Raw genomic sequence first — 21,121 nt, 5'->3', positions numbered from 1 at the left:
ATGGGTTACGGAGAGGCCTCGCTTGTGCCTTCCTCTGAGAGACAAACCCCCCTTACAGTAACGAGTCGTATCAAAGTACGATGGCAGTGATCTGTCGACGCGCGTAGAGTCCCCACGTCCCCCTGTCCCCCACCCCATAGGCACCCTTTTTCATGAGCAAGACAGCCGAGACCGAAGGCGCTCTCGAAACCCGTGGCATCGAGCAGGTACCCGACCACGAGCGCACCGCGAGAACCCGGGAACTGTTCCCGACCTGGGTCGGCGCCAACATCAGCGTGCTCCTGCTCACCATGGGCGCGAGCCTGGTGGTGGCGTACCGCCTGAACATCTGGCAGGCACTCGTGGTCGCGGTCACGGCGCCCGTCGTGTCGTACGGCCTGGTCGGACTGATCGGCATCGCGGGCAAGCGCGGCGGGGCGCCCGGTATGGCGCTGTCGCGCGCGGTGTTCGGGCAGCGCGGCAATCTACTGCCCGGAGCGTTGATCTGGGTCGCCCGCTGGGGCTGGGAGACGATCAACGCGGTGACCGGCGCCTACGCGATGCTCACCATCCTGGACCTCGCGCTGGGCATCAAGGCGAACAGCGTGCTGGACATGGTGATGCTGCTGGTCTTCGTCGTCGCGACCTTCGCGATCTCCGGGCTCGGCATCAACGCCGTGCAGAAGTGCAACAAGTACGCGACCTACTTCTTCGGCGTCTTCTCGGTCCTCGTGCTGGTGTACCTGGCCGTGCACACCGACTGGTCGAAGGTGACGGACCGCAGTGCCGGTTCCACGTCCGCGGTGATCACCGGTGTCGGCATGATCGCGGCGGGCGGCGTCAGCTGGATCCCGTCCGCGCCGGACTTCACCCGCTACCTGCCGCGCACGGCGTCGTCGAAGGCGATCGTGGGCACGGCCGTGGGCGGCGCGGGCATCGTCGTCCTGCCCATGGTGCTGATGGGCGCGGTGATGGCCGTGTCCACGCCGGACCTGGCCTCGGCCTCCGACCCGGTCTCCTTCCTCGGCGAGATCTTGCCGACCTGGATCGCGGTGCCCTATCTGCTGATCGCGCTGATCGGCATGCTGCTGATCAACTCGATGTCGATGTACTCCGCGGGCTTCACCGCGCAGACCCTCGGCTTCAAGGTGCCGCGGCACTGGGCGGTCTCGGTCAACGCCGTGATCTCGCTGGCCTTCGGCGGGGTGCTGATGCTGGTGGCGACCAGCTTCCTGGGCTCCTTCATCGCCTTCCTGTCCCTGCTCGCGGTGGCCTTCTCCGCCTGGGTCGGCGTCTTCGGCGCGGACATGCTGCGCCGCACGGAGTACGACGGCCGGGCCATGACCGACACCACCCGCACCAGCGCCTACTGGTACCGGGGTGGCTTCTCCCCCGCCGCCGTGGCCGCCTGGGCGATCGGCCTGGTGGCGGGCCTGATGTTCACCACCTCGGACTGGTTCACCGGCCCGCTGGCGAAGAACAACGTCATCGGCGAGTACGGCCTCGGCTGGGTCGCCACGATCGTCGTCTCCGGCCTGCTGTACCTGGCACTGCCGAAGCCTGCGGTGGTCACGCCGCAGGCGGCCGACAAGGCCGGGGAGCCGGAGAAGGCCGAGCAGTCCGAGGAGTCCGAGCCTCTGGCTGTCTGACGCATCGTCAGCTAACGTCCCCCTCCACCGAGTCGCACCGGAGGGGGACTTCCCATGCCCGTCACGGTCGTACGTTTCAACCTCGTCGCTCCCGGAGCCACCCCCGCGGTGCTCGCCGCCCGCTACCGGGCCGCCCTGGAGATGGCCGCGTACGCGGACGAGCACGGGATCAGCACCGTGCAGACCGAGGAGCACCACGGCGCCGACAACAACTGGCTGCCCTCGCCGTTCGCCTTCGCGGGCGCGGTGTTCGGGGCCACCCGGAACATCGCGGTGACGGTGTCGGCGGTGATCGGCCCGCTGCACGATCCGCTGCGGCTGGCCGAGGAGATCGCGGTGCTGGACCTGCTCGGCGGCGGCCGGCTGGTCACGGTGGCCGGGATCGGCTACCGGCCCGAGGAGTACGCCCTGTTCGGCGTCGACTGGCAGCGCCGGGGCCGGCTCCAGGACGAGCTGCTGGAGACCCTGCTGAAGGCGTGGACCGGCGAGGAGTTCGAGTACCGGGGCCGTACAGTACGGATCACCCCGCGCCCGTACACCGATCCGCACCCCCTGCTGCTGGTCGGCGGTTCCTCGAAGGCCGCCGCCCGCCGGGCCGCCCGGTTCGGCCTGCCGTTCTTCCCGAGCGCGCATCTGCCGGAGCTGGAGGCGTACTACAAGGAGCAGCTCACCGTCCACGGCACCGACGGCTGGACGATGATGCCCGCCGCCGAGACACCGCTGCTCCACCTCTCCGAGGACCCCGACCGGTCGTGGGCCGAGTACGGGGGGCACTTCCTGCACGAGGCGCGGACGTACGCCTCCTGGCAGTCCGGAGACATCCGCTCGGCGGTGAAGTCCACGGCCACGACGGTCGAGGAGCTGCGCGCCGAGGGCGTCTACCGGATTCTCACCCCGGAACAGTGTGTGGCCCAGGGCCTGGACAGTCTCGTCCTGCATCCGCTGGCCGGCGGGATGCCGGTGGAGGAGGGGTGGCGGAGCCTGCGGCTGCTCGCGGAGCTGGTTCTTCCGGCGCTGGGGAACTGACCTGCGGCACCCCGCACGAGATCGTCCTTTTGTGTGCCCCCAAAGACCGCTGCCCCCGCTCGGGCAGTGACCGAGCGGGGGCGGCGGACGGTACGAGGAGAAGGGCAGCGGGGACTTGGCCCGTCTCCTCGGGACGGTGGGGCCTCAGCCCATCTCCTCCAGCGACTTGCCCTTCGTCTCCTTGACGAACTTCAGGACGAACGGGACGGAGAGCGCGGCGAAGACCGTGTAGATCACGTAGGTGCCGGACAGGTTCCAGTCGGCCAGCGACGGGAAGCTCGCGGTGATGGCCCAGTTGGCGATCCACTGCGCGGCGGCGGCCACGCCCAGGGCAGCGGCGCGGATCTTGTTCGGGAACATCTCACCGAGCATGACCCAGACGACCACACCCCAGGAGAGGGCGAAGAAGAGGACGAAGATGTGCGCGGCGACAAGGGCGGTCCAGCCCTGCGTGGTCGGCAGCTTGCCGTCGACCAGGTCGTAGGAGAAGGCCCAGGCCTCCAGTGCGAGGCCGACGACCATGCCGATCGAGCCGATGAGGGCCAGCGGCTTGCGGCCGATGCGGTCCACGAAGATCATCGCGATCACGGTGCCGACGATGTTGATGATCGACGTGGTGAAGGAGTAGAAGAACGAGTCCGTCGGGTCGACACCGACCGACTGCCACAGCGTCGAGGAGTAGTAGAACGCGACGTTGATGCCGACGAACTGCTGGAAGACCGACAGGCCGATACCGATCCAGACGATCGGCTTGAAGAAGAAGCCGCCGCCGAGCAGGTCCTTGAAGGTGGACTTGTGCTCGCTCTTCATCGCGTGCTCGATCTCGGCGACACGGGCGTCCAGGTCACGGTCCTTGCCCTCGACCTCGGCGAGGATCTCGCGGGCGCGCTCACGCTTGCCGACGGAGATCAGGAAGCGCGGGGACTCGGGGATCGCGAAGGAGAGCAGGCCGTACAGGACGGCCGGGACGACCATCACGCCGAGCATGACCTGCCAGGCCTCCAGGCCCATCAGCTTGCCGCGCTGGTCACCGCCGGCGGAGTTCAGCAGGCCCCAGTTGACCAGCTGGGAGATGGCGATGCCGATGACGATCGCGGCCTGCTGGAAGGAGCCGAGGCGGCCGCGGTACGCGGGCGGGGCGACCTCGGCGATGTAGGCGGGGCCGATGACGGAGGCCATGCCGATGGCGAAGCCGCCGACGACGCGCCACAGGGCGAAGTCCCACAGCGAGAAGGGCAGTGCCGAGCCGACGGCGCTGACCGTGAACAGCAGGGCGGCGATCTGCATGACCCGGATGCGGCCGATCCGGTCGGCTATGCGGCCGGCGGTCGCGGCGCCGATGGCGCAGCCGATCAGGGCGATGGCGATGACCTGCGCAAGGGCCGCGGAGCCGATGTCGTAGCGGTCGCGGATGGCCTCGACGGCGCCGTTGATGACGGAGCTGTCGTAGCCGAAGAGGAAGCCGCCCATGGCGGCCGCCGCCGCGATGAAGATGACATGCCCGAGATGTTCGGGGTGAGCCGTCCTGGCTCCTGACTGAGGTGCCTGCGCTGTGCTGGTCACGAAAAACTCCTGGGGCCACGGCAACGCTGCCGGGTGGGGGTGAGCCCTTCAACCTGAAGGTAAAAGCAACGTTGCAGAGACTATGCCTTCAAGTTTCGAAGTCAATACCTCAAGTGATGTGACTTTTTAAGGCACAGAACGACCATTGAGTTCAAGAAGTGAAGCAAACGGGAAGCGCAGGTGAGGATAGGTGCAAGAGGCACGGGTCTAGCGAAGGCGCTGGGAGATGACCTTCGACACACCGTCGCCCTGCATGGAGACGCCGTAGAGCGCGTCGGCGACCTCCATCGTGCGCTTCTGGTGCGTGATCACGATCAGCTGCGAGGCCTCCTGCAGCTCCTGCATGATCCGGATCAGCCGCTGGAGGTTGGTGTCGTCCAGGGCGGCCTCGACCTCGTCCATGACGTAGAAGGGGCTCGGCCGGGCCTTGAAGATCGACACCAGCAGCGCCACCGCGGTCAGCGAACGCTCGCCGCCCGACAGCAGGGAGAGCCGCTTGACCTTCTTGCCCGGCGGCCGGGCCTCGACGTCCACGCCCGTGGTGAGCATGTTGTCGGGATCGGTCAGCACGAGGCGTCCCTCGCCGCCCGGGAAGAGGCGGCCGAAGACGCCCTCGAACTCCCGGGCCGTGTCCCGGTACGCCTCGGTGAAGACCTGCTCGACGCGCTCGTCCACCTCCTTCACCACCTGAAGGAGGTCGGCACGGGTCTTCTTCAGGTCCTCCAGCTGCTCGCTGAGGAACTTGTGCCGCTCCTCCAGCGCCGCGAACTCCTCCAGCGCCAGCGGATTGACCTTGCCCAGCTGCTGGTACGCCCGCTCGGCGGCCTTGAGCCGCTTCTCCTGCTCGGCCCGCGCGAAGGGCCTGGGCCGGTTGCGCGGGTGCTCGGGGTCCTCCGGCAGCTCCTCGCCCTCGGCGGGCAATGAGGGCGGCACGAGCTGGTGCGGGCCGTACTCCGTCACCAGCCCCGCCGGTTCGACGCCCAGCTCCTCCAGCGCCTTGGCCTCCAGCTGCTCGATCCGCAGCCGCTTCTCGGCGCCGAGCACCTCACCCCGGTGCACCGAGTCCGTCAGCTTGTCCAGTTCCGCCTTGAGTTCACGCCCCGCGGTGCGCGCGGCGGTCAGCTCCTGCTCCCGCGCGGCCTTGGCGGCCTCGGCGGCGGCCCGCTCCTGTTCGGCACGGGTCAGGGACACCTCGACGTGCGCGAGGAGCTGCCGGGCGCCCGAGGCGACGGCCTCGGCGACCGCGGCCTCGTGCCGCAGCCGGGCCCGCCGCTGTTCGGCACGCGCGCGTGCCTCGCGCTCCGCGCGGGCGGCCCGGTCCAGCGAGTCGGCCCGCCCGGCCAGCCCCTTGACCCGCTCCTCGTGCGTACGGACCTGAAGGCGGGCCTCCATCTCGGTCTGCCGGGCGTTGGCACCGTCGGCGGCGAGCCGGTCCCGCACCGAGGTGTCCGGCTCCTCCTCGACCGGCATCTCCTCGGCAACGGCCAGCCGTTCGGCCAGTTCCTCGGCCTCCTGTACGGCCTTCTCCAGCGCCTCCTGCGCACGTGCGGCGGCCGCAGCCGACCGCTCGGCCTCGCCGGCCGCGCCGCGCGCCTGTCCGGCGAGCCGGCCCAGCTGCTGGGCCACGCCCGACTTCTCCCGGTCGGCGGCCCGCCGCCGCTCCCCCAGCTCCTCGACGAGGGCGGCACATTCCGTGCGTCGCTCGGCGGCCGCGTGCTGCGCCTCGGTGAGTTCCTCGCACCGCACCGCCAGTTCCTCCAGCTCGGCGGCGGCCTCGTCCACGGAGGCCTGCACCTCCAGGAGGCTGGGTGCGCCGGCCGACCCGCCGTGCGCGAAGTGCGCGCCCAGCAGGTCGCCCTCCGCGGTGACGGCGGTGAGGTCGGGGCGCGCGTAGACGAGATCCTCGGCGTCTTCGAGCGCACCCACGACGACGATCCCGCGCAGCAGGCGGCGTACGGCGGGCATGAGGTCGGCCGGGCCGCGGACGAGGTCGGCGGCGAAGAGGTGCCCGGCGGGGCGGGGCTCACCGGAGGCGTGGGGCTCGGGGGCGGCCGCGGCATCCGGTGAGCGGTTCTCGCCGGGAGCTGGACCTGCGCCCGCCGGTGAGCGGTTCTCGCCGGGAGCGGCGAGCGGGCCCATCGTTGAGCCGTTCTCGCCGGGAGCGGCGAGCGGGCCTTCCAGCGCATCGGCGGCGCCGGCCGTACCGGGCGCGGTGCCCGATGCGGCCGCCGAAACGTTCGCGGCAGGGGCGGGAGGCCCTGAGTCCACCGGTGCACCGACCGCACGAGCCGCACCCGGCACAACCCCCGACCCAGCCGCCCCAGCACCCGAGGCAGGGGCAGGAGGCGACGAGTTCTCCGGTGCACCCGACAGCAGGAGTGCCGCGCGCCCTCCGTCCTGCTTGCGCAGCAGGCGGATCGCCTCGGCCGCCGATGCCGGTGTCGTCACGGCGACGGCGTCGGCCGCCGCGCCGAAAGCGGCGGCGAGTGCGGCCTCGTGGCCCGGGGTCACCGTCAGCAACTCCGCCGCAGGACCCAGTACTCCGGTGAGCCCGTCGCGGGCCCCCAGCAGTATTCCGGTGCCGTCCTTGCGGCGAAGGCCCAGCGCCAGCGCCTCGCGGCGGGCCTGGGTCGCGGCGCGCCGGCGTTCGGCCACGGTGGCCGCCTCGCGGGCCGCGCTCAACGCGGACTCGGCCTCGCCGAGCTGCCGTTTCGCCGCGTCGTGCTGCTCGGCCAGGTCCGCGTCGTCTGCGTCGAGCCCGTCCACCTCGGCCTTCAGGACCTCGTACTCCTCCTGGGCCGAGGCGGCGCGTTCCTGGGCCTCGTCTCGGGCGGCGGCCAGCCGGTCGATCTCGGCCTGGGCCGAGGCGGCGCGCGAGCGAGCCGCGTTGACCTGCCCGGAGAGGCGGGCCAGTCCTTCGCGGCGGTCGGCGATGGCGCGGGCGACGTCCTTGAGGCGGCGCTCCTCGACGGCCAGTTCCCGCTCCAGCTCGGCGCGGTGCGCGACCGTGTCGTCGAGCGCGCGCTGGGCCGCCTCCAGAGCCGCCTCCAGCTCGGCCTCCTGCTCGCGGATGCGGGCGGCCTCGCGCTCCATGTCCTCGGGGTCACGGCCGCGCCGTTCCTCGGGCGGTGCGGAGGTGGCGCTCTTGACCCGGGCGTCGGCCAGCGAGACGGTGCCGCGTACACGTTCGGCCAGCTGGGACAGCTCGTACCAGGTCTGCTGGGCGCGCTGGAGGCGCGGCGTGAGCTGCCGTACCTCGTCCTCCAACAGGGCCTCCCGCTGGAGCGCCTTCTTCAGTTCCTGCTCGGCGGCTTCCTTGCGCTCCTTGAGCGCGGCCTCGTCGGCGATCTCGGTCTTCAGGGCCTCGCGCAGTCGTACGAGGTCGTCGGCGAGGAGGCGGAGGCGGGCGTCGCGGAGGTCCGCCTGGATGACGGCGGCCCGGCGCGCGACCGCCGCCTGGCGGCCGAGCGGCTTCAGCTGGCGGCGCAGTTCGTCGGTCAGGTCCTGCACGCGCGCGAGGTTGGCCTGCATCGCGTCCAGCTTCCGCAGCGCCTTCTCCTTGCGCTTGCGGTGCTTCAGGACACCCGCGGCCTCCTCGATGAAGGCCCTGCGGCCCATCGGATCCGCGTGCAGGACGGAGTCGAGCTGCCCCTGGCCGACGATGACGTGCATCTCGCGGCCGATGCCGGAGTCGGACAGCAGGTCCTGGATGTCCAGCAGGCGGCAGGTGTCACCGTTGATCTGGTACTCGCTGCCGCCGTTGCGGAACATGATCCGCGTGATGGTGACCTCGGCGTACTCGATGGGCAGCGCCCCGTCGGAGTTGTCGATGGTCAGGGACACCTCGGCGCGGCCCAGCGGCGGGCGGCCGGTGGTGCCGGCGAAGATGACGTCCTCCATCTTGCCGCCGCGCAGCGACTTGGCGCCCTGCTCGCCCATGACCCAGCTGAGTGCGTCCACGACGTTGGACTTGCCCGAGCCGTTCGGACCGACGACACACGTGATCCCCGGTTCGAACCGGAGCGTGGTGGCCGAGGCGAACGACTTGAACCCGCGGAGGGTCAGGGCCTTGAGGTGCACGCCGCTGGACTCTACCTGCCGCCGCTATCTCACTCCACGAACACTCGCAACCCCACGGTTTCGCCGTTGAACATGCAGGGCACACCAGACGTTAAAGACGGTGAAAGGATGCACGGGGGAAAGAAAGAAGGGACGCCGAAGCGTCCCTTGCAAACTCTGACGGCTGGGTTTCAGTCGTCTGGCAACTGTGCGGTTGATAGAGGCTGCCCAACCGCTGCGACTGCTGTCGTGGAGCGATGCAGCGATCAGGTGAGCGCAGGCTCCGCCTGGTGTGCGTCGATGCTCTCCATGATCCTGTCCTGAGAGGCGGCAGCCGTCAGCTCGTCGTTCTCCGCCTGGATCCGTACGAGCTCGGACTCCAGGTCCTGGACGCGCTGCTGCAGCCGTCGCATCTCGGCGAGGAGTCGAGGGTCGGAGCCGCCGACGTAACCGAGAAGCGCCTTTGCCATGATGGATGGTCCTCCACACTGAGTGACCGACCGATGCGGTGTGGGTCGTGAGGGATTCGCACCCGCGGTGCTTGACACACTGGGTTTGCTCTGCCGTTCTTACATGCCAAACAGCTAAGGTGCGCGGGGCTTTCAGCGTCTCACCAAAAAGTTTGACGGTCAACACGATCACGCCCTGTATTGGCGGGCAAACCCGGGGCGCGCGGCCGTAGGACGGCGACGCGGCGTCTCCTGCGGGACCCTCAGGGCGTGACGATCAGCTGTATCGGTGGAGCCTCCCATGCCGCGCCCTTCTTGGCAACCACCAGCTCATTTCCGCTTCGGGCAGGTGCCCGTGGCAGGTTCCGGCAGCCCGACCTGCGGGGCTTCACGGAATCGGCTCAGCGGATGGCGAAGCCGTCGTAGCCGCCGCGGGGTGTGTCCCAGATCTCGGTGACACCGTCCACACTCCCGGGCGTGTCGCCGGCCTGGAGCCAGTCCAGCAGCCCCTCGCACCCGTCGCGTGCTCCCTCCGCGACCACCTGGACGCGGCCGTCGCCCAAATTGAGAGCAAAACCACTCAGACCGCCGATCTCCAGCGCCTTGGCCCGCGTGAACCAGCGGAAACCCACACCTTGGACGCGTCCGCGGACCCAGGCAACCAGTCGAACATCCTCGCTCATGACTGCAACCTAACGGGCCGATGTCGCGCACGACACTTCCTCCCTCGGCGGCATGCGGTACCGTCCGAACCCAATGAATCTCATATGAAACTCACTCGATCGAGTGAGTTGGTTCGACCCCCGAGGAGTCACTCACCGCCGAGGCGCCAAGGCGCCGGGTCCGCCGGGTCGACCGCGAGACGAGGAAGAAGGCAAGGACATGGGACGCCACCGACGCTCCGCCGCCGGCCGCGCCGCCACGGGCCGCGCCACGGGGGTCACACACGCGCACGGTTCCGTCACGGGCGGCGAAGACCCGCAGGACTCGTACGCGGGCGACCGCTCCCCGATGGGCATCGCGCCCTATCTGAACCCTGAGGCCTACGCCGAGAGCAACGCCAGAAGCACGGCGTACCTGTACTCGGTGGACGGCGAGTCGGGTCCGGCCGCTTCCGGCGGCAGCGGCTTCACCCCGGACGGCGGCCCCTCCCATGACCACCGGCGCAGGAAGAAGGCCGCGAAGCCGGTGCGCACGGGTCTGCTCGGGGTCTCCGCCGCCGTCGCCCTCGGCACGGTCGCGGTGGCCACGGGCGTGATGCCCGGACTGGAGAACTACCAGCTCGGCGGCAGTACGAGCACCACCGGCGCCGACCGGGTGCAGGCCGCGGACTCGCCCAGCAACACGGCCGCCGAGCAGGGCGGCACCTCGGGCCGCGCGGACACCCCGGGCGGTGGCGCCTCCACGAGCAGCGGTGCCGGCCACTCGACCTCGCCGAGCACCCCGTCCCCCTCCGCTTCCCCGTCAGCGTCCGCTTCCGCCTCGGCGTCCGGCTCGGCCTCCTCCGCGCCGGCGAAGGCGCCGTCGAAGAAGCCGAAGCCGGCCGCCACGGCCGCCAAGCCGACTCACGCCCCGAAGCACAGGGCGACCAAGGCGCCGAAGGCCGGCTCCGCACCGGTGACGGTGTCGGCGCAGGCTGCCGCCGAGGCGGAGGTGCTGAAGCTGGTCAACGAGGAGCGGGCGAAGGTGGGGTGCAGCGCGCTGGCGGCGAACTCCTCCCTGACCGGACTGGCCGAGGCCTTCAGCGACGACATGGCCGCGCGGGGCTTCTTCGACCACACCGACCCGGACGGGGCCACCCCGTGGGACCGGGCCGCCAAGGCCGGCATCACCGACCTCGGCGGCGAGAACATAGCCCGCGGCCAGGCCGACGCGGCGGCCGTGATGGAGGCCTGGATGAACAGCCCCGGCCACCGTGCCAACATCCTGAACTGCGACTTCAAGACCCTCGGAGTCGGTGTGCACCTCGGACCGGGCGGCCCTTGGTGGACGCAGGACTTCGGTTACTGAGAGAACCGCAGGTCCCTGGCGGAGCGGGCACGCAGGCACGTAAGTCCTGATGATCCGGAGCCACGGTGGGGTTCACCGACCGCCACTGGTCTCGATGTGGATCCTCGTCAGCGCAAACAGGATCAGAAGGTCGATCGTCATCACCGGGATGGCCCACGCCGGGTAGTACGGAACGAACATGAACTGGGTGATCAGGCTGATCCCTGCCGCCGCTGCGCCGGCCCCGCGACCCCAGCTCTGGTTCGTCAGGACTCCCAGGCCGGCGATGACGAGTGCCACTCCGACCACTAGGTGAATCCAGCCCCAAGCGGTCGGGTCGAACCGGTAGGCGTACCGGGACGCGGCGAACAAGGTGTCCTGTGCGATGCCCGAGGCGCCCATAAGAATGCTGAGCGGTCCACTGAGCATCATCATGGCCCCGGCGAACAAAGAGGCGCCGTTGATCGTTTCGCTGCCGTCGGGCCCCCCGTGCCCGCGCCCTGCCCTGTTGGGCATCGTTGTCATGGCCGCAGCCTTCCTGTACAGGGCGGCCAACCGTCGCACGCTGCCCGTACGAAGCCGGCCACGCTCCCCTGACAGCATCACCGTGATCCGTCGGCACCGCGACTGCAGCCCGCGTCGCCCTCACAGCATTGCCGCAGGTGGCGGAGGGTGCACCCGCACCCCTGCTGCGCTGTGCGTCCTATGCCGCGGCGCGGCCCCGGGCGAACAGCCGCGCCGTGTCCGTCACCCGGCGGCCCAGGTGCTCGGCGGTGGCGACGTCGGCCTTGTGCACGGCGTCGGGGCCCTCGTCCACGTTGGTCTGGGCGGCCGCGCCCGCGAAGACGCCGAGGCGGTTGAGGTCGTGCTCGGAACCCTCGCTGTTGTTCCAGCCGGGGAGCAGGCCGAGGTTGACCCAGTGCATGCCGTGCTGGCCGGCGAGGATCTGGAAGAACTGCAGGGTGTGCAGCTTGTCTCCGCTCTTGGAGCCGGAGTTGGTGAAGCCGGCCGCCAGCTTGTCCTGCCAGTCCTGCCCGAACCAGCGCTTGGAGGACGCCTCGGCGAAGACATGGAAGGCGCCGGACGCGGTGCCCATGTAGGTGGGCGAGCCGAAGACGATCGCGTCGGAGCGGTCGAGCGTCTCCCACTGCTCGTCGGTGATCTCGTCGACCTTGATCAGGTGCACCTCGGCACCGGCCTCGACGGCACCGGCGCGGACTGCCTCGGCGAGCACGGCGGTGTGGCCGTAACCGGAGTGGTAGGCAATGGACACGACAGGGGTGGTCACGATGATGGCTCCTCTGGATACTCGGCTAGCCGCACCCGAGCAACCCGAATAGGCAGCTCAGGAGCAGTAACCTCAGGAAAGCACTAACTTTTAGATAGTGCAATCTGCTGGCTGGCGCTGTGCTCGAGTAGGCTTGGGGATATGACCGTCATGCCCGAGGAGCAGCAGGAGCAGGACGACCTTGCGTACGACGTGTTCGCCAAGGCGTGCCCATCGCGCGGCACGCTGGAGCACGTCACGGGCCGCTGGGGCGGACTGACGCTCGGCGCGCTGTACGAGGGCTCGCTGCGCTTCAACGAACTGCGTCGCCGCGTCGACGGGGTGAGCGAGAAGATGCTGTCCCAGACCCTGCACGCGCTGGAGCGCGACGGTCTGGTGCACCGCGAGGCCCAGCCGACCAACCCGCCCCGCGTCGACTACGAACTGACTCCCCTGGGCCGCCAGGTCGCCGAGCGGCTGCTCGCCCTCATCCACTGCGTGGAGGGCTCCATGGACGATGTGCTCGCGGCCCGCGAGACGTACGACGCCCGGCAGCCGTCCTAGACCGGCCGGGCCTCGGCCCTACGACCGGCCGATGTCAGTCCTCGTCGCCGAAGCCGCGGTAGGTGCCCGAGCCGTCCGCGGCGTCCGCGAACTCGGCGAAGTCCATGTTGGCGATGACGAGGTTGGCGGAGATGTCGGCGAACCACCGCGGCGGCACCCGGAACGTCCGGCCGGGCTGGTCCCCGAGATCGACGGCCAGGAGCCGCCGCGCCGGGTCTGCCATGGTCGTCGCGTCCGCGAGGAACACGTAGAAGACCTTCTCCCGGTCCTCGGCGGCGGACTCCTCGTCGATCAGTGCCTGTACGCCGACCCCGGCGAACCGGGGATCACTCACGAAGGCGGCGGTGGAGAACTCCTCCGCCGCGTCGACCGCTGCACACACCGCCTCCCACGCGGCGTCGTCGCTGAAGTCGGTACGCAGCACCAGGGAGGTCTCGTCGCCGTCGCCGGGCAGCGCCATACGGGTTCCCCTCAGCCCTGACCGGCGTCGCGGGTCCGCGGCGGCCGCTGGCACTTCGGGCAGAAGTAGCTGGACCGGTTCATCCAGGGGCGGCGGCGCATGGGGGTGCCGCAGCGCTTGCAGGGCAGACCCTCGCGGCCGTACGCGTCCAGGGACCGGTCGAAGTAGCCCGACTCGCCGTTGACGTTGACGTACAGGCTGTCGAAGCTGGTGCCGCCGACGGCGAGGGCCTCGTTCATCACATCCCGGACGTGACCGAGGAGTCCCGCCGTGAGCGGGCGGGTGAACGTCGCGGTCGGGCGCTCGTAGTGGACGCGGGTGCGCCACAGGGCTTCGTCCGCGTAGATGTTGCCGACGCCGCTGATCAGCGACTGGTCCAGCAGGGCCCGCTTGATGGTGGTCCGCTTGCGCCGCAGGGCCTGGTGGAAGGCCTGGTCGTCGAAGAGCGGATCCAGGGGGTCGCGGGCGATGTGCGCGATGACGTCGGGCAGGCCCTCGGGGGTGTTGTCGTGCAGCGACAGACCGCCGAAGGTGCGCTGGTCCACGAAGCGCAGCTCGGTGGCCAGGTCGTCGGCGAAGCGGACGCGGATGCGCAGATGTTTCTCGTCCGGCGCCTCCTGCGGCTGCACCAGCAGCTGGCCGCTCATGCCGAGGTGGGCGAGGACGGACTGGTTCGTTTCCTCCAGCGGCAGCCACAGGTACTTGCCGCGCCGGCTGGGCGTGCCGATGTGGTGGCCCTTGAGGCGGTGCGCGAAGTCGTCGGCGCCCGCGAAGTGCCGGCGCACGGCGCGCGGGTGCAGCACCTCGACGTCGGCGACGGTGCGATGGGCGACCCACCGCTCCAGACCCCGCCGGACGACCTCGACCTCGGGCAACTCGGGCACGACGGCACTCCTTCGGGTGGCTACGGAAGAGCACGGATGAGCCGAGCGCCCGTTCCCGCCGGACGGCGGGAACGGGCGCTCGGGTGTTGCTTCAGTCAGGCGGGCGTGGACGACGTGTCGTCCTTGGCGGCCTCCTTGGCCGCCTTGGCGCGCTCGTCCGCCGCGGCCCGGATGGACCGCCAGGCGGACTCGGCGGCCTGCTGCTCCGCTTCCTTCTTGCTGCGGCCGGTGCCGGTGCCGTACGAGACGCCTCCGACGCGGGCGGCAGCAGTAAAGGTCTTCTCGTGGTCGGGGCCGGTCTCCGTGACCAGGTACTCGGGCACGCCGAGCCCCTCGATCGCGGTCAGCTCCTGGAGACTGGTCTTCCAGTCCAGGCCGGCTCCGAGGTTGGAGGACTTCTCGATCAGCGGGTCGAAGAGCCGGTGCACCAGCTCGGACGCCGCGTCGAGGCCCTGGTCGAGATAGACCGCGCCGATCACCGCTTCAAGGGTGTCGGCAAGAATGGACGCCTTGTCCCGGCCGCCCGTGCCCTCTTCACCGCGGCCGAGCCGGATGAAGGCGCCCAGGTCGAGCCCACGGCTGACCTCCGCCAACGCACGCGAGTTGACCACCGCGGCCCGCAACTTGGCCAGTTGGCCCTCGGGCAGGTCGGGGTGGGTGCGGTACAGCGTGTCCGTGACGACGAGGCCGAGCACGGAGTCCCCGAGGAACTCCAGACGCTCGTTCGTCGGCAGACCGCCGTTCTCGTACGCGTAGGAACGGTGGGTCAGCGCTCGCACCAGAAGGGCGGACTCGAGCTGGTAGCCGAGCCGCCCTTCCAGAAGCGTGTGGGACGAGGCCGTGTTGTCCGCCTTCTTCTTGGCGGGCGCGTCCGCCTTGGCGTCTTCCGCCTTCTTGGGACTGGACACAGTGCCTCTCACCAGCCCGCTCAGACTTCGAGGACCTGGCGCTTGTTGTAGGTGCCGCAAGACGGGCACGCAATGTGCTGCTGCTTGGGCTCGTGGCAGCGCTCGCACGCAACCAGGGTGGGGACCGCAGCCTTCCACTGCGACCGGCGGTGGCGCGTGTTGCTGCGCGACATCTTCCGCTTCGGAACAGCCACGGCTACTTCTCCTGCTTCTCGTCGGCGTGCGCTGATGGAAGCGCGCCGCCGCTCATCTCGTCCTTCTCGCCGTCCGTCGTCGAACCGGCGAGTCCCTGCAAAGCCGCCCAACGGATGTCGACGGCGTCGTGGTGGTGGTCCGGGTCGTCCGCGAGCCGCACTCCGCACTCGGAGCACAGACCAGGGCAGTCGTCCAGGCACACCGGCTGCATCGGCAGTGCGAGCACCACCGCATCGCGCAGCACGGTTTCGAGGTCGATCAGACCGTCCTCGACGTAGAGCCTGTCCTCGTCGTCCTCGGCGTCGTCGCCCGGTTCCGCGATCACGCGGCCCCGGTCGTCGGCGTCAGGGTACGAGAACATCTCCTGGAAGTCCGCTTCGAGCTCCAGCCCGACCGGCTCCAGACACCTTACGCACTCCCCCTCGGCCTGTGCACGGGCGGTGCCTGTGACGAGCACCCCTTCCATGACCGACTCGAGCCGGAGTTCGAGTTCCACCGGGGCGCCTTCCGGCACTCCGATGACTCCCTGGATACCGAGGTCCCTGGGGGCGTCGATCGTGCGGGTCAGGCGCTGCAGCGCGCCAGGACGCCGACCCAGCTCGTGCGTGTCGAACACGAGGGGGTTGCGGTGGTCGAGGCGAGCGTGGGGAGCCATTCCTGCTTTCGATCTTCGAACTCGGAGGGACGCCACCCGTCGGCGTTACCGGGCAGCGTTGATCGCGGACGTACGCGCGACCGAAGAGCCAGGATACTGGACCTTTCGCTCAGGGCCCAATCCGGCACCCGGCTACAGGCCCCGCCCCTGCTCGTACGCCCGCAGCTGCTCCGCGCTGATCATGCCCGTGTCGAAGAGGCTGGTCTCGTCGAGAGCGTATCCCTGCTGGTGCTGGGGCTGGTGCTGGGGCTGCTGGGGGTCGTAGGCCGCCTGCTGGGGCTCGTAGCCCTGATAGGCGTACGGGTCGGCCTGCTGGTAGCCGTACGGGTCCTGCGGGGCGTAGTCCGGCTGCTGCGGGAAGCCCCCGTACGGGTCGGGCTGCTGCTGGTAGCCGTAGGCCGGCTGCGGCTCGTACGACGGTTGCGGCTCCTGGGGCTGCTGCGGCTGGGCCGGGCGCTCGGCCGGGGTGTCGGCGAGGGCCGCGAGGTCGGCGAGGTAGTCGGCGTCGCTGGAGTGCTGGAAGGTCGTCGTGTCGTCGGCGAGCGCGCCGAGGTCGTCCGTGGCGATCCGGCCGTGCAGCTTCTGCCGGCCGCGGCCGACCGCCTCCAGGGTCTTGGCGAGGACCGCCTCGAAGGCGCCCAGCTTGGCGTCGACGTAGGCGTCGGCGTTGTGGCGCAGGGTCTCCGGGTCCTGGCTGCGCTCGGGGGCGTCCTCGTCCTCGTAGCCGTTCTCGTCCAGGCCGGGGCCGGTGCCGAGCAGCTTCTCGCGGCCGCGGCCGACCGAGCCGAGGGTCTTGGTGAGGACGACCTCGAAGTTGGCGAGCTTGGAGTCGACGTAGTCGTCGGCCTCGACGCGGACCTCCTCGGCCTCCTTGCGGGCCTCGGCGAGGATCCTGTCGCCCTCGGCCTGGGAGCGGCGGGCGATCTCGGTGTCGGAGATCAGCGAGCCACGCTCGGCATGTGCGTTCCCGATGATCCGCTCGGCCTCCACACGGGCCTGCTCGACCATCTGCTCACGGTCGCCGATCAACTCCTGCGCCTGCGCGAGGGAGCCGGGCAGGGCCAGGCGCACCTCTTCGAGGAGCGCGAGCAGCTCGGCGCGGTTGACCACGCACGAGGCCGACATGGGCATGGACCGGGCACCGGAGACCGTGGAGACGATCTCGTCGAGCTTCTTCTGGACGTCCACCTGTGCTCGCCACTCTCTACCGCTGTGTTGGAGACGGACGGGACGACTGTACGACCCTGAGGTGACCGGCGGACACCGGGTGACGGCTTGTCACCTTCCGGCGGGCTTGCCGCACTGCCCCCGTGGCGCGGTCAGCTCTTCTTCAGCCGGTCGGTCAGGACGGCCAGGACCTGCGGCGGCACCAGGTGGGAGACGTCGCCGCCCCAGGCCGCGACCTCCTTGACGAGGGAGGAAGAGAGGAAGCTGTAGGTGGGGTTGGTGGGCACGAAGAGCGTCTCGACCCCGGTGAGGCCGATGTTCATCTGGGCCATCTGGAGTTCGTAGTCGAAATCGCTGACCGCGCGCAGGCCCTTGACGATGGCCGGGATGTCGCGCTGCTTGCAGAAGTCGACGAGGAGGCCGTGGAAGGACTCGACGCGGACGTTGGCGTACTCGGCGGTGACCTCGCGGATCAGCTCGATCCGTTCCTCGATCTCGAACAGGCCCTTCTTGGACTTGTTGATCATCACCGCGACGTACACCTCGTCGTACAGACGGGAGGCGCGGGCAATGATGTCGAGGTGTCCGTTGGTGATCGGGTCGAACGACCCGGGACAGACGGCACGGCGCACTTGTGATCCCTCGCTCTCCGGTCCGGTCATCGTGCGTCTTCGCACGTAGAGGCGGCGCGACCGTACCAAAACGTTCCCTCGCCGTAGCGACGGGACCGGAGCGCCTCGAAGCCGTCCGGCCAGCGGAATTCGCCGCCTCTGGTGCTGCGCTCCACGGTGACGAGGGCTTCGTCGGCGAGCCAGCCCTCCGTGCGGAGTGTGAGCAGAATCTCCCGAAGATCGTCGTCTCCGACGGCGTACGGGGGGTCGAGGAAAACGAGGTCGTACGGTTCGCCCGGGGGCGGGGTTCTGATGATCTGTTCCGCTTTGCCTGCTCTCACCTCGGCGCCGGGCAGGCCCAGGTTCTTCACGTTCTCCCGGACGATCCTGGCCGCGCGGGCGTCGGCCTCGACCAGGAGGGTGTGGCTCGCGCCCCGGGACAGGGCCTCCAGGCCCACGGCGCCCGAGCCGGCGTACAGGTCGAGGACGCGTTCGCCGTCCAGGGGGCCGCCGAGGAGGGACTGCCAGGTGGAGAAGAGGGCCTCGCGTGCGCGATCGGAGGTCGGGCGGGTTCCGGTGCCGGGCGGTACCGAGAGGCGGCGTCCGCCGGCCGTACCGGCGATCACGCGGGTCATTTCGAGGTCCTTCTCCGTGGGCGGCTTTACGGGGTCAGTTTGGCAGGCGGCCGTTCGGGGCGCCTGGTGCCCCGGGCTCCGGGGGCGCGGCCGCCCGCACGGCTCGGGTCTCGGGGAAAGCCCGTGGGCGGCACGGGCGTGCGATGGCAGCATCACTCTGCACCGTACGGAAGACCGGGGGGTCCATGGCCAACGAGCTTGTCACCGTCTGCCTGCCGCCGGCCGCCGACTCGGATCTGCGGGCCTCCCTCGCCACGGCTCTTGCGCCCTTCGACATGAACGGGAACCACAAGCCCTATCAGGGTGAAGGGGACCAGTGGCGGATCGGGCGGCCGGGCGCGGAGTTCACGGTGGTCTCCGGGCGCGAGGACGACCCGCGCCTGGTCCGGGACCCGACGCCCTTTCGCGGCGAGCCTCGCGACCTGGTTCCCGGGTTGTGCGACGGCGGCCCCCGCGAGCTGCTCGACTTCGCGGCCATGCGGGCGCAGGCGGGCTGCCCGATCCGGTCCGTGGCCACGGACCACCTGCTGACGCTCGACGGGGTCTGGACCTGCGACTACTTCCTGACCGACTCCCTGGACATGGACTCCTGCCTCGACGGTCTTCCCCCGCACACCCTCGTGGTGCGTCTCAGGATCCACTGCTGACCGCGGGCGTCAGCCCTTGTCCAGGTACTGCTCCCGCTCCTCGTCCAGCAGGGCGTCCAGGGCCGTGCGCAGGGCGGGGAGGCCGGTCAGCTCCGGGTCGGCCGCTACGATCTGCGCCGCCTCCTCCCTCGCCTCCGCGATGACCTCCTCGTCCTCGATGACCGCCAGGACCCGGAGGCTGGAGCGCGCGCCGGACTGGGCCTGGCCGAGAACGTCGCCCTCGCGGCGCTGTTCCAGGTCGATGCGGGACAGTTCGAAGCCGTCGAGGGTGGAGGCGACGGAGTTCAGGCGCTGGCGGGCCGCGCTGGCCTCGGGCATCTCGGTGACCAGGAGGCAGAGGCCGGGGGCCGAGCCCCGGCCGACGCGGCCGCGGAGCTGGTGGAGCTGGGAGACGCCGAAGCGGTCGGCGTCCATGATCACCATGGCCGTGGCGTTGGGGACGTTGACGCCGACCTCGATGACCGTGGTGGCGACCAGGACGTCCGTTTCGCCTGCCGCGAAGCGGCGCATGACGGCGTCCTTGTCGTCGGGGTGCATACGGCCGTGCAGGACCTCGACCCCGAGACCCTGGAGGGGGCCCTTGGCCAGTTGGTCCGCCACGTCGAGGACGGCCAGGGGCGGACGCTTCTCGGCCTCGTCCTCGGGGGACTTCTTCGCCTTCTTCGGGTCGGCCGCCTCGTCGATGTCGTCACCGATCCGGGGGCAGACGACGTACGCCTGGTGGCCGTTGCCCACCTCCTCGCGCACGCGCTCCCAGGCGCGGGCCAGGAAGTGCGGTTTGTCGGCGGCCGGGACCACATGGCTGGCGATCGGGGAGCGGCCGGCCGGGAGCTGGTCCAGGACGGAGGTCTCCAGGTCGCCGAAGACGGTCATCGCGACCGTGCGCGGGATGGGGGTGGCCGTCATGACGAGCAGGTGCGGGGGCTGCCTGCCCTTGCCGCGCAGGGCGTCGCGCTGTTCCACGCCGAAGCGGTGCTGTTCGTCGACCACGACCAGGCCGAGGTCGTGGAACTGCACCTTGTCCTCGATCAGGGCGTGCGTGCCGATCACGATCCCGGCCTCTGCGGTGACGAGGTCGAGCAGCGCCTGGCGCCGGGCGGCCGCGCCCATCGAGCCGGTGAGCAGCACCACCTTGGTGGCGTGCTCGGCGCCGCCCAGCATGCCGCCCTCGGCCAGCTCGCCCATCATCTCGGTGACCGACCGGTGGTGCTGCTGGGCGAGGACCTCGGTGGGCGCGAGCATCGCGGCCTGGCCGCCCGCGTCGACCACGGCGAGCATGGCGCGCAGCGCGACAAGGGTCTTGCCGGAGCCCACCTCGCCCTGCAGCAGCCGGTGCATCGGATGCTCGGTCGCGAGGTCGTCGAAGACCTCCTTGGAGACCTTCTGCTGGCCCTCGGTGAGGGTGAAGGGCAGCCGGTCGTCGAAGGCCGTCAGGAGGCCGCTGGGCTTCGGTGTCCGGGGCACGGCCGGGAGCTGGGTGTCCGCGTACCGGCGGCGGGCCAGGGCGACCTGGAGGACGAAGGCCTCGTCCCACTTCAGGCGGGCGCGGGCGTCGGCGATGTCGGCCTTGGTGTGCGGGCGGTGGATCTTGAGCAGGGCCTCGGGGAGGGGGACCAGCCCCCGGCCCTCCCGGAGGGAGGGCGGCAGCGGGTCGAGGGCCTCCTGGGCGCTGGGCAGCACCGTCTGGACAGCCTTGCCGATCTTCCAGGACTCCAGCTTGGCGGTGGCCGGGTAGATCGGGATCAGGGCGCCGGCCCAGGTCTCGGCGGTCTCCTCGCTGTCGCCGCGCAGCAACTCATAGGCAGGATGCGCGAGTTGGAGACGGCGGTTGAAGACGGAGACCTTGCCCGCGAACATCGCGCGCGTGCCCGGCAGCAGCTCCTTGTGGGGCTTGTGAACGCCGGCGCCGAAGAAGACCAGTTGGAGCCGGCCGCTGCCGTCCGTGATGGTGACCTCCAGCCGCTGCCCCTTGCCGCGCGGGGCCTTGGCCGAGGCGAAGGTGTGCAGCCGGGCGTCGGCGACCTGGGCGACCACCGTGACGTGCTCGTCCATGGGGAGGTCGGCGAGGTGGGTGAGCTGGCCGCGCTCCTCGTATCTGCGCGGGTAGTGGTGCAGGAGGTCGCCGACGGTGTGCAGGCCGAGGTGCTCGGCCATCACCTTCGCGGTGGCGGGGCCGAGCACTGACTTCAGTGGCTGTTTCAGTGGTTCTTCCAGTGCGGGCACGAGATCCATTGCACACCACCGCACTGACAATGCCGTAGACGTGCCCCTCGGGTTCGTGGCGCCGTACCGTATCCGTGCCCGGAAGCCCCTGGTCAGGGCGGCTGTTCCGGCTCTAGGATGGCGCGCTCCGGCCATCCCCCGCGGTCACCGCCCCATCCGGGACCGCCCGACCCCGCGCCGAACCGATGCTC

General features: G+C 70.3%; 20 protein-coding genes. 5 read left to right on the top strand and 15 right to left on the bottom strand.

The window, feature by feature from the left end:
• Nucleotides 1-152 precede the first annotated feature (152 nt).
• Nucleotides 153-1,628 carry a cytosine permease gene (locus ABZ471_RS02275; protein WP_359061461.1) on the top strand — a complete coding sequence of 492 codons (1,476 nt, stop codon included), beginning with the start codon at nucleotides 153-155 and terminating at the stop codon, nucleotides 1,626-1,628.
• 54 nt (nucleotides 1,629-1,682) lie between these two features.
• The gene (locus ABZ471_RS02270; RefSeq protein WP_359061459.1) at nucleotides 1,683-2,654 is read left to right on the top strand and encodes an LLM class flavin-dependent oxidoreductase; all 972 of its coding nucleotides are present in this window, start codon (nucleotides 1,683-1,685) and stop codon (nucleotides 2,652-2,654) included.
• Between the two features lie 144 nt (nucleotides 2,655-2,798).
• Here ABZ471_RS02270 and ABZ471_RS02265 read toward each other — a convergent pair whose 3' ends face one another.
• The 4 genes from ABZ471_RS02265 to ABZ471_RS02250 form a co-directional block, all read right to left on the bottom strand.
• Nucleotides 2,799-4,217 (bottom strand): sugar porter family MFS transporter, encoded by a 1,419-nt coding sequence (locus tag ABZ471_RS02265; protein WP_359061457.1) that lies wholly within the window; start codon nucleotides 4,215-4,217, stop codon nucleotides 2,799-2,801.
• Between the two features lie 207 nt (nucleotides 4,218-4,424).
• Nucleotides 4,425-8,297, bottom strand: a complete 3,873-nt coding sequence (locus ABZ471_RS02260) for an AAA family ATPase (protein WP_359061455.1) — start codon at nucleotides 8,295-8,297, stop codon at nucleotides 4,425-4,427.
• A 245-nt stretch (nucleotides 8,298-8,542) separates the two neighbouring features.
• Complete coding sequence (locus ABZ471_RS02255) at nucleotides 8,543-8,746, bottom strand: hypothetical protein (protein WP_359061453.1); 204 nt, start codon at nucleotides 8,744-8,746, stop codon at nucleotides 8,543-8,545.
• A gap of 380 nt (nucleotides 8,747-9,126) precedes the next feature.
• Nucleotides 9,127-9,408, bottom strand: a complete 282-nt coding sequence (locus tag ABZ471_RS02250; RefSeq protein ID WP_359061451.1) for an acylphosphatase — start codon at nucleotides 9,406-9,408, stop codon at nucleotides 9,127-9,129.
• 199 nt (nucleotides 9,409-9,607) lie between these two features.
• On the opposite strand from ABZ471_RS02250, the gene ABZ471_RS02245 reads away from it, so the two are divergent.
• Nucleotides 9,608-10,735, top strand: coding sequence for a CAP domain-containing protein (locus tag ABZ471_RS02245; protein ID WP_359061449.1), 1,128 nt, complete (start codon nucleotides 9,608-9,610; stop codon nucleotides 10,733-10,735).
• Nucleotides 10,736-10,807: 72 nt separating this feature from the next.
• On the opposite strand, the gene ABZ471_RS02240 is transcribed toward ABZ471_RS02245, so the two are convergent.
• Nucleotides 10,808-11,239, bottom strand: a complete 432-nt coding sequence (locus ABZ471_RS02240) for a hypothetical protein (RefSeq protein ID WP_359061447.1) — start codon at nucleotides 11,237-11,239, stop codon at nucleotides 10,808-10,810.
• Between the two features lie 178 nt (nucleotides 11,240-11,417).
• A complete protein-coding gene (locus tag ABZ471_RS02235; protein ID WP_359061445.1) occupies nucleotides 11,418-12,002 on the bottom strand; it encodes a flavodoxin family protein in 585 nt (194 codons plus the stop codon).
• A gap of 141 nt (nucleotides 12,003-12,143) precedes the next feature.
• Here ABZ471_RS02235 and ABZ471_RS02230 point away from each other — a divergent pair, with 141 nt between their 5' ends.
• On the top strand, nucleotides 12,144-12,545 hold the full coding sequence (locus ABZ471_RS02230) for a helix-turn-helix domain-containing protein (RefSeq protein ID WP_359061443.1): 402 nt from the start codon (nucleotides 12,144-12,146) through the stop codon (nucleotides 12,543-12,545).
• A gap of 34 nt (nucleotides 12,546-12,579) precedes the next feature.
• On the opposite strand, the gene ABZ471_RS02225 is transcribed toward ABZ471_RS02230, so the two are convergent.
• The 8 genes from ABZ471_RS02225 to rsmD all read right to left on the bottom strand — a co-directional run bounded on the left by ABZ471_RS02225 (nucleotide 12,580) and on the right by rsmD (nucleotide 18,213).
• Nucleotides 12,580-13,005, bottom strand: a complete 426-nt coding sequence (locus tag ABZ471_RS02225; RefSeq protein ID WP_359061441.1) for a hypothetical protein — start codon at nucleotides 13,003-13,005, stop codon at nucleotides 12,580-12,582.
• Between the two features lie 11 nt (nucleotides 13,006-13,016).
• Nucleotides 13,017-13,889, bottom strand: a complete 873-nt coding sequence (gene mutM, locus ABZ471_RS02220; RefSeq protein WP_359061439.1) for a bifunctional DNA-formamidopyrimidine glycosylase/DNA-(apurinic or apyrimidinic site) lyase — start codon at nucleotides 13,887-13,889, stop codon at nucleotides 13,017-13,019.
• Nucleotides 13,890-13,984: 95 nt separating this feature from the next.
• Nucleotides 13,985-14,809 (bottom strand): ribonuclease III, encoded by an 825-nt coding sequence (gene rnc, locus ABZ471_RS02215; RefSeq protein ID WP_359061437.1) that lies wholly within the window; start codon nucleotides 14,807-14,809, stop codon nucleotides 13,985-13,987.
• Nucleotides 14,810-14,817: 8 nt separating this feature from the next.
• The gene (rpmF, locus tag ABZ471_RS02210; RefSeq protein ID WP_003951102.1) at nucleotides 14,818-14,991 is read right to left on the bottom strand and encodes a 50S ribosomal protein L32; all 174 of its coding nucleotides are present in this window, start codon (nucleotides 14,989-14,991) and stop codon (nucleotides 14,818-14,820) included.
• A gap of 2 nt (nucleotides 14,992-14,993) precedes the next feature.
• A complete protein-coding gene (locus ABZ471_RS02205; RefSeq protein ID WP_359061435.1) occupies nucleotides 14,994-15,647 on the bottom strand; it encodes a YceD family protein in 654 nt (217 codons plus the stop codon).
• A 132-nt stretch (nucleotides 15,648-15,779) separates the two neighbouring features.
• Complete coding sequence (locus ABZ471_RS02200; protein ID WP_359061433.1) at nucleotides 15,780-16,835, bottom strand: cell division initiation protein; 1,056 nt, start codon at nucleotides 16,833-16,835, stop codon at nucleotides 15,780-15,782.
• 131 nt (nucleotides 16,836-16,966) lie between these two features.
• Nucleotides 16,967-17,446: a pantetheine-phosphate adenylyltransferase gene (coaD, locus tag ABZ471_RS02195; protein WP_359061431.1), complete on the bottom strand. Its 480-nt coding sequence runs from the start codon at nucleotides 17,444-17,446 to the stop codon at nucleotides 16,967-16,969.
• Between the two features lie 26 nt (nucleotides 17,447-17,472).
• Nucleotides 17,473-18,213 (bottom strand): 16S rRNA (guanine(966)-N(2))-methyltransferase RsmD, encoded by a 741-nt coding sequence (rsmD, locus tag ABZ471_RS02190; RefSeq protein ID WP_359061429.1) that lies wholly within the window; start codon nucleotides 18,211-18,213, stop codon nucleotides 17,473-17,475.
• A gap of 32 nt (nucleotides 18,214-18,245) precedes the next feature.
• Here rsmD and ABZ471_RS02185 point away from each other — a divergent pair, with 32 nt between their 5' ends.
• The gene (locus tag ABZ471_RS02185) at nucleotides 18,246-18,707 is read left to right on the top strand and encodes a hypothetical protein (protein ID WP_359061427.1); all 462 of its coding nucleotides are present in this window, start codon (nucleotides 18,246-18,248) and stop codon (nucleotides 18,705-18,707) included.
• Between the two features lie 9 nt (nucleotides 18,708-18,716).
• On the opposite strand, the gene recG is transcribed toward ABZ471_RS02185, so the two are convergent.
• Nucleotides 18,717-20,939, bottom strand: a complete 2,223-nt coding sequence (gene recG, locus ABZ471_RS02180; protein ID WP_359061425.1) for an ATP-dependent DNA helicase RecG — start codon at nucleotides 20,937-20,939, stop codon at nucleotides 18,717-18,719.
• Between the last annotated feature and the right edge of the window lie 182 nt (nucleotides 20,940-21,121).

Source organism: Streptomyces sp. NPDC005728, assembly GCF_040630895.1.
Classification (GTDB): Bacteria; Actinomycetota; Actinomycetes; order Streptomycetales; family Streptomycetaceae; genus Streptomyces.
Note: the sequence above shows the minus strand (reverse complement) of the source record. Positions and strands in the feature narration are given on the sequence as shown.